The sequence below is a fragment of the Rhizocola hellebori genome (genome assembly GCF_016862955.1).
Classification (GTDB): domain Bacteria; phylum Actinomycetota; class Actinomycetes; order Mycobacteriales; family Micromonosporaceae; genus Rhizocola; species Rhizocola hellebori.
On the sequence record NZ_BONY01000160.1, the window covers coordinates 1 to 7,867 of the forward strand.

Below are 7,867 nucleotides of genomic sequence, written 5' to 3' on the forward strand. Positions count from 1 at the left end.
TCAGAGTCGGGGCCTCGCAGTGCCTTTCACTCGTACCTAGATAGAGCCGCACAGGCTTTCTTGAAGGCATATCGGTTCGGACCAAAGCAGACGATCCCTGACAGGGCTGATCGGATGAGCGCCACCGACAAGACAATCCGCAGCAGTACCACCGTTGCTCGCACAAAGGGCAGAACAAACGCGGCCAGCTCGTCCCAAACGAAGGCGGTTGCAAAGAGCGCCCTAGCCAAAAGCGCGCCCTCGGCGAAGGGCAAGGCCGCCGGGCAACGGTTGGAGGAAGTTGACCAATCTCGCCAGCGAGGCGGAAAGGCTGGTCGCCGAAAAGCGTAATATAGATGCGGGTCGCCGTGCTGCGTTCATAAGTACGTCGCGGTATTGCTGCCGGAATAACAGATATAGAGGTGTCCCATCAAGCGACCGGTTCCTTCGCTTGGCTGCTCAAATCTGGCTCTTTCGTGCTACCTTCTGGCTTTTGCTGGTCAGCGGACTGGTCGCTCTGAGGCTGCTCATTATCCAGGGTGTTTAATGCTCTTAGCCGCTTGTGTATTAGTCCACGCGGTAATAGGTCGCTCTGCAGCAAGTTAGCTGCGAAGTATCCCCACGGTGTAAGCGTGGCGAATGCACTGCCACCAATGTCACGCGAGATCGACACGAAGCCATGCTTTTCGAGAAATCGGACTGCATGAGTACGCACAGGAAACGCCGTCTTGCCTTGCAGCGTTTCTCGATACATCTCATCCAGAAGTCTGATTCCGGAGACCGGCGTTCGTCCTAACGCCTCAATGGCCTGCGCCGAGCCGATCTCAGCTGACCTCGACTGCATAGCGGACGGCATTACCGGAACAAGTTGCGGGGCGCCTGGCGCTATGCGGGCAACCAACTCTTCCACCCGTTTAGCTATTGCCTCCTGAAGGGCGACGTCATCTCTCGTTCCAGGTTCTGCTTGGCCAGAAACGTCCGAGAGCCCTTCCTCGACTGCCTGGGGAACTGCACGTACTAGCGCAGACAATACCTGGGTAAATTGATCTCGCTGCGTAACAAGCAGAGCGTTGGTTGCGCTCTGCAAGGACGACAGCGCTGCTTGCGTGCTTGCATTGATCCTCTCCGCTTGGGCAAGCTGCTGTGCTCCCGCCATGCCCTGCGCCAGCGACAATATGAGCTGTGCGGCAAAGGCAACGACAGCTAAGGCAAGCGCTATTGTACTTAAGCCATCCACGTCCTTGATGCTCGCGACGATAGTCAGTGTCCCTAATGCACCAATGGCGACGACCGCCATGCCCAGCGATAGCCAGGACCAGCGAAGGTGGAGGTAACTGCCGGCAAGGTTTCGACTTTCATCAGTGTCATGCTCTCGACGCACCGCCTAATCTTGCAGCAAAAGCGCCAGCAACATGAGCAGTCCACGTCGGAATTTTAGACTGTTGAATATAGACGTTTTCCGCAACAGCCGATGCGATCGGCGACTGTCATCAGGCTACGACCCCGACTCGATCGAGTGGGGCTCCTTCTCGGGTCGAACAGGATAAAAGCAGGATCCGCCGGGTGACGCCCCCGAGCTTGTCCAAAGGTCAGTCGATCTGTTGAGCACGTCCGACTACAAGCCGGTGACGCCCTGGCGAACCTATTTGGCTGGTCTCAGTCGAAGGCGAGCCGGGTCGAGCACGCGCGGACGCTGGCCTCGGTGGACGACGTGCTCGTGCTCGCGGCGGTCTTCAACCTCTCCAAGGGCGCGCGCCCGTGAGGAATCTCCGGCAGCACGCGACCGAGGCCGCCGGGGCAACGGGCGATCGGCGGAATTCGTCGCGCGTCGGGCGCATAGACCCGGGGGGTGGCCAGGCAGACCGGTAAGCCTGGCAGACTGCTGAAGCTTGATTGGTAACGCTATGACCGGCGAGACGTACGGCCAGATCTGCGCCCACGATTCATGATGTCGTCAACTTCATCTAATGTTACAAATGGGATTGACGATTCTACGACGAGCGGTCCGACCAGCGGCTCGCTTGTAACGATGTAGCCGACCACGGACCACCTGCGCGGATCCTCCTTTACCAAGCCAAAGTGCCGTAACACCAGATCCAGGTGCTCGCTCAGCCAGCTCAACCGCGACTGATGGAGGTTGACCGTACATTTCTCCCCGTGCACAATCTGCTGAAGCTCATTCGATAGCTCTGCGGGTGTTCTCGCGACTTCGAAGTCCTTAACCTCCAGACCGTAAACAGCTCGCGCAGGTGGGTCGATCACCAAGACGTCGATGTCACCCAATGTCTGTCCCGCGACCCTTTCAAGTCGGACCTTCCCGATCTTCGTAACTCGCTCACGAACGATGCGTGGAGCTTTATCGAGGGTGACAGCAACAGAATGCGCGAAGCCTTCGGTGATCTTGTTTCTTGCGACTCCTAAGTACCTCTTCATCTTGGGCGACTTCGCCTGATATCTGGCGCTAACAATCGATTCATGCCAGTATCCCAAGGTGGCGTAGATCCGCCGCATCCCGAAGACATAGGTCTCAGGCTCGGTAGCGAGCAAGAGAAGCGGTCGTCGCATATAGGAAAGATCTCTGTTGAACCGCCATGGATAGACCGCCGGCGTCGGCCTGTCAAAGGCCGAACTTGGTCCAAGAGTAAGTCTTTTGATAGCCGAGTCAATGCTCGGTCGTTCGAGCGATGTTCGCCGCTGGAGTATCTCAACGAGCGCCGATGCCTCAACGGTCACAACATCTTGGTCGCGTTCAAATGCCTCATCGACGAGCGCACCGAGAAGCGCGCTAAGATCTTGAAATGAGAATCCGAACTCATCTTCGGCCGCATCTTCCAAATCTCCACTCAAAGTCGTGTCGGTGCCCTGGGGGGTCGTGACACGACCGCGTTCGCGGTCAAGTATGGATCGAGCTCGGTTGCCCGAATAGGTCCGAAGCGCTTGATAGTAAGCGTCGTTTCGACTGACACCAAGCCTTATCGAGGGAAGAAGAGACACCTCCGGATCCGCCAGACTGTAGTTTAGGGCATCTGAAAGCATGCCCTTATTTACTATCTCCGACGCAAGGCAAAGAACACGGTCATATAGCTCTGAAGTCATTGTGAGCTCACCCGAAGGCGAGACCGCTACTGAGTACTCGATAAGAAATCGATTGGCGATCTGAGCCTCAATGGACTGTTTTATCTCCGCATCCAACTCGTCGACCGGTACCGCCTCAGGGCCGAAACATGAAACGTAGTGGGGTCTGCGACGATTGGCGAGTGCAGCCGCCTGCTGGAGCGCTTCGTCTCGTATCACCAAGTACTCAAGGAGTCCATCGGAAGATAGCATCGCCATCAGGGCCTTTAGCGCGTCGAAATAGTACTTGACGCACGTGTTGATTACATTCTTCCGCTCATCTCGTGCAACTGGACCAACTTGAATCTCAGCAACGTGCTCATTAAGCCAAAGACCAACCTCGTCGAGCAGCTGCGCCATAGGCTGCCCATGGATATACCGTGGCTCGCCGTCTCGAATGGGACAAACCAGAGGATCTTGGAGCGTGTTGATGCTATTCATCATTTTCTTATCCCCATACGGGGCTACAAGGTCGACGAATTGGGAATGATCCTGCCGAGCGTCGGGCAGCAACTCCGCAGCAAGTGCGGCAACTAAGGACCTCTCCGCTTCATTTGCCTGCAATGCCTGGTACCTAAAGGCGTTACGTATCAATACATCGACGATGGTCCCATCTACGGAGACAGTTACCGCCGCATCGTTTGTCGGCGATGCCGGAACTCCTTGGATCCAAGGGTTTTCATCCTCAACCGAGACTCTGAATAGAACGCTATCGTCCTGTGATCTTAGTTGTGACATAAAAGATGGAGCATTCTTCCAGATTTGCCAGATCCAGTAGCTCACCACCTCCGTCAGAAGAATCCTCGTTGGAAAGAAGTCTTCGTTTACCATCCGCTCATAGGTAACTATGGCAGTACTGTCAGCCATCTCGATCGCCATGAAGAGCCTTGAGTAGCCCGGAACGCTGATATATATGGGAGTATCTAGAGAGCCATACCTCTTGCGCACATCAATTACAGGTCGCCTCTCGTCAGGAAATACCACACCATGCCTGTCTTCTTTTTGGACGACGCTGATACGAAAGTCCGTACCAGAGCCTGGGGCGAACTGCATAAACGTTGGGCGGGCATCATCACTAAAGTAGAAGCTCATTCTATTTTGTACGTAAAGCGCGTACTGATCAATGAAACCAAAGGAGAAGATCTGCGTCGAAGCCGTCAGGTTCGAGATAGCCTGAGCGAAGTACCAAACGTCAAGTATGTCAACGCGCGAATCACGAAGCACCAACAAACTTTCCTGGCCTAAAGCCATAAACGCGTTGCGCTCATGCTCGTAGTTCGATCCAACGAACAGATCGCGTCCGGGAGAGTTGTAGACCACAAGGTGCAATGTCGCGCTAGCCTCCGTCTTGGATCCATCGAAATCCGCCATTGAGCTATGAGCCTCGTCGACCGCAGAGGTTGAATCCCATTCCCCCCAAGGGCTGGTTAGATCCAAATCGCTCAAATCGTCAACGAGGACGACAAGGTGGAGATCCTTTGAGTCAAATGTGAGGTGATGACGCCGCACCTGGGCGGACCCGGTGATTTCTGAGCTGTATTCGGCACCTAGCTGCGCTAGCGTATCGAGGCATAGCTGCTCGTTGAGCTGGAGATAGGCGCGCGAAAGTTCGGCCGCATACCCGCCAACCACCGCACTTACTATTAGAAAGTGGCGAAGTGTGGTCACAAGGTCCAGAGGCAGAATGATTGTATATTTCGCTCGCGAATGCATAATTGGCCGAAGGACCAATCGTGAGTCTGCCAAACTGTCCCGACATGGATCCTTGAGATCGCCCGGCTCGAAGGTGAACGGCTCAAGCAGGTCCGCGCGGATGCCAAGCCTTGCTAGATCTTCGGTAGTGAAGGATACGCAAGCCACTAGTTCGCTTAGCCGCGTCGCGCCTGGCACATCTACAGGCCCACCACGGTCTTGGGTGCCTTCGACTCCTCTTGTTAGCCCTGCTCTCTTCATAACTTCGTCAGACAACCTTAGAAGAGCGTCGCAGAACGGCCGTACCGACCTTTTGTGCTCATCCGGGATCGTAGATGCTCCAAAAACGCATTTTAGAATGTCGTGGGCATTCGATACGGCCCCCTCGCTAAATCCCGTCGAGACTAAGTACGACCCGCCGTAGAAACTGACACTTTGAACAAGGACATCTCCGTGCGCGTCCTCGTTCATCAACACATCTGATCCGCCTATCTGATCATCCTTTAGCAAGGCTCGTAGGCGGCTGGGAGTGATAGTGCGGGCGTTGTCGCGTTCTGGAAGAAACGAACCTAATGCGGCAAGCCGCTGAAGTCGCAGCAGCCGTGATGCGTTGCCCGGAAGCAGCTGCAATGCCGCAGCTGCTTCAGCCAACGAGGGGCCATCAAGATCGTTAAAGGAGTTGGTCGACTCGATCTGCGTAGGGGACAGATTTCTCACCACCATCGTCAAGGCTGTGCTCGCAGTCAGCTTCTAAGCATTCTGGTTAACGAGATATAGCCTGTCATGACATTTATCGGCACCTACTCTGGCAGAACTGTGCTTGCTACCGGTCAGTCGTGGCAGTTCTGCGAAGCCTGGTCCTGGAGATTAAGGCTGCTAGCCGAACGCAGTGGCCGATGCTGCGGAAAGTCAGGTTGCACCACCGGCTCGGTTCTCGAGACACGAAGTTCTCGATGCGATTTCCGTTCTTGCACGCGTGCAAGTAAGGTGTGAGCCACGTCATGCACGCGTGCAAACTTGGAGCTCACGTGGCCGAAGCAGCCTATCGGGAGTTCGTCGGGGCTGAGCTCCGGCGCATTCGGGAGTCGATGCAGATCTCTGGTGAGGATGTCGCCGACGCCCTGACATGGTCGCAGTCGAAGGTCTCGCGTGTGGAGACGGCGAAGATCGGGATCTCGATGCGGGATCTGGCGACGCTGCTGCACTACTACGGGGTGCCCGAAGAGGTCAAAGCTGAGCTGATCAGCATGAACGCTGAGGAGTCCGGGCAGGAAGGTGCCTGGATCGTGCGGGCTGGCGGGCCGACTCGGCGGCAGGGTGAGGTGGCGGCGATCGAGACCCGGGTGAACTCGATCAGGCAGTTTCACTCGGGGATGGTGCCGGGTCAGTTGCAGTCGGCCGGCTATGCGCGATGGCTGCTGACCGTGGGCGGTTACGCCGATGTCGAGGGCATCGTGGAGCGGCGGATTGGGCGGCAGGAGTTGCTGGCTGATCCGGGGTCGCCGAGGTATCGGGCGGTGCTGGATGCACGGGCGCTGCTGTTCTTTCCGGGTGACCAGCCGAAGTTGGTCGATGAGCAAATAGGGCATCTGCGGGAGCGGATGGGCCTGAAGGCGATCGACGTGCGGATCATCCCGCTTTCGGCGAAGCGGCAGGCGGCGGCGTTGGTGCCGTTCATCATCTACGAGTTCCAGAACAAGAGCCCGGCTGTGGTGCTGGCCGAATCGCAGACGGCGGACCTCTATCTATCGTCGGCCTCGGATGTGGACACCTATGCGCAGCTGTTCGACCGGTTGACAGCTGACGCCCTGTCAGAGATTGATTCACGGGCTTATCTCGATCAGTTGACCCGTGATATCAAGAGGATCACCAAGGCGTGATCTGTATCCAGGGGAGGAAAGATGGACAAGCGTGAGTTGTTTGAAGGCGCAACGTGGCGCAAGGGCGGCGGGAGCGACACCGGCGGATGCGTCGAAGTGGCGTACGCGCAGGGCTTCATCGGAGTCCGGGATAGCAAGGACCAAGGCGAGGGTCCGATTCACGTTTACACGGAGCATGAATGGACGGTTTTCATCGCCGGGGTAGCAAACGGTGAGTTCGACCTCGACCGGCTGGCCGGTTAGGCGATGACGGTGAGTCAGGCAGACGGCACGAAGGACACCGTCGATAGGCGGGGCCTGCGGCTTCTGCTGACCTCTGCTGCGGTATCCATCACGGGCGACGGTGTTCTCATTGCCGCCGCCCCTCTGATGGCGGCTTCGCTTACCCGCGACCCGTTTCAGATCGGGCTGGTGGCGGCAGCCACTTACGCGGCTTGGATTGTGGCCGGTATCCCTGCGGGCGCGCTGGTCGATCGGTGGGACCGGCGCCGGGTGATGGTGCTGGCCGACGTAGGGCGGGCCGCGGTGCTTGCCGTGTTCGCATTCCTGGTTTTCCTTGGTGGAGCGTCGATTCCGGCGCTGATCGTGACAGTGTTCTTGGTGGGCGTCGGGTCGTGTTTCTTCGATCCTTCGGCACAGTCGGTGATGCCGGATCTGGTTGGGCGGCAGAAGGAGCCGTTAGCCAAGGCCAACGGGGCGCTGTGGAGCATCGACAATTTTGGGCGGTCGCTGTCAGGGCCGCCCATTGGCGCAGCCACGTTCGCGGTGGCGCGGTGGTTGCCGTTCGGGCTTGATGCGCTGTCGTTCCTGGTATCGGCGGTGCTGGTGCGGATGCTGCCGGCCACACCCCGCGCGACGGCTGAGCACCCGAAGCTATGGGCATCGGTCAGGTCGGGCATGCGCTATCTGGCCACGCATCGGGAGCTGCGGCGGCTCACTCTCGGGATGGGCTGTTATAACTTCGCGTGGAACCTCGGCTTCGCCACGATGGTGCTCTTCGCGCAAGACCAGCTAGGCCTTGGCGCGGTCGGCTACGGGTTGCTGATCGCTTCTGGAGCGGTCGGCGGCGTGGTGGCCGGGTGGCTAACACCAAAGGTGGCGACGAAGGTCACTGCCACTGTCGCGTATGGAATCGCGCTCGCAGCACAGGCTGCGGTATGGGCGGTCATTGCGGCGTCAACCAATCCCTGGCTTGCGGGCGC

General features: G+C 57.7%; 5 protein-coding genes. 3 read left to right on the top strand and 2 right to left on the bottom strand.

All coding sequences use genetic code 11. The annotated features are described in order from the left end of the window. Positions 1–409: 409 nt before the first annotated feature. Positions 410–1,276 carry a hypothetical protein gene (locus tag Rhe02_RS48890; RefSeq protein ID WP_203915454.1) on the bottom strand — a complete coding sequence of 289 codons (867 nt, stop codon included), beginning with the start codon at positions 1,274–1,276 and terminating at the stop codon, positions 410–412. Positions 1,277–1,881: 605 nt separating this feature from the next. Beyond that, entirely contained in the window at positions 1,882–5,508 is a 3,627-nt protein-coding gene (locus tag Rhe02_RS48895) for an anti-phage protein Upx-like protein (RefSeq protein WP_505973685.1), read from the bottom strand. A 305-nt stretch (positions 5,509–5,813) separates the two neighbouring features. On the opposite strand from Rhe02_RS48895, the gene Rhe02_RS48900 reads away from it, so the two are divergent. The 3 genes from Rhe02_RS48900 to Rhe02_RS48910 form a co-directional block, all read left to right on the top strand. After that, a complete protein-coding gene (locus Rhe02_RS48900) occupies positions 5,814–6,665 on the top strand; it encodes a helix-turn-helix domain-containing protein (protein WP_203915456.1) in 852 nt (283 codons plus the stop codon). 21 nt (positions 6,666–6,686) lie between these two features. Further along, positions 6,687–6,908, top strand: coding sequence for a DUF397 domain-containing protein (locus tag Rhe02_RS48905; RefSeq protein ID WP_203915457.1), 222 nt, complete (start codon positions 6,687–6,689; stop codon positions 6,906–6,908). A gap of 9 nt (positions 6,909–6,917) precedes the next feature. Beyond that, positions 6,918–7,867: MFS transporter (locus tag Rhe02_RS48910; protein ID WP_203915458.1), on the top strand; the 950-nt coding region annotated here is incomplete at its 3' end.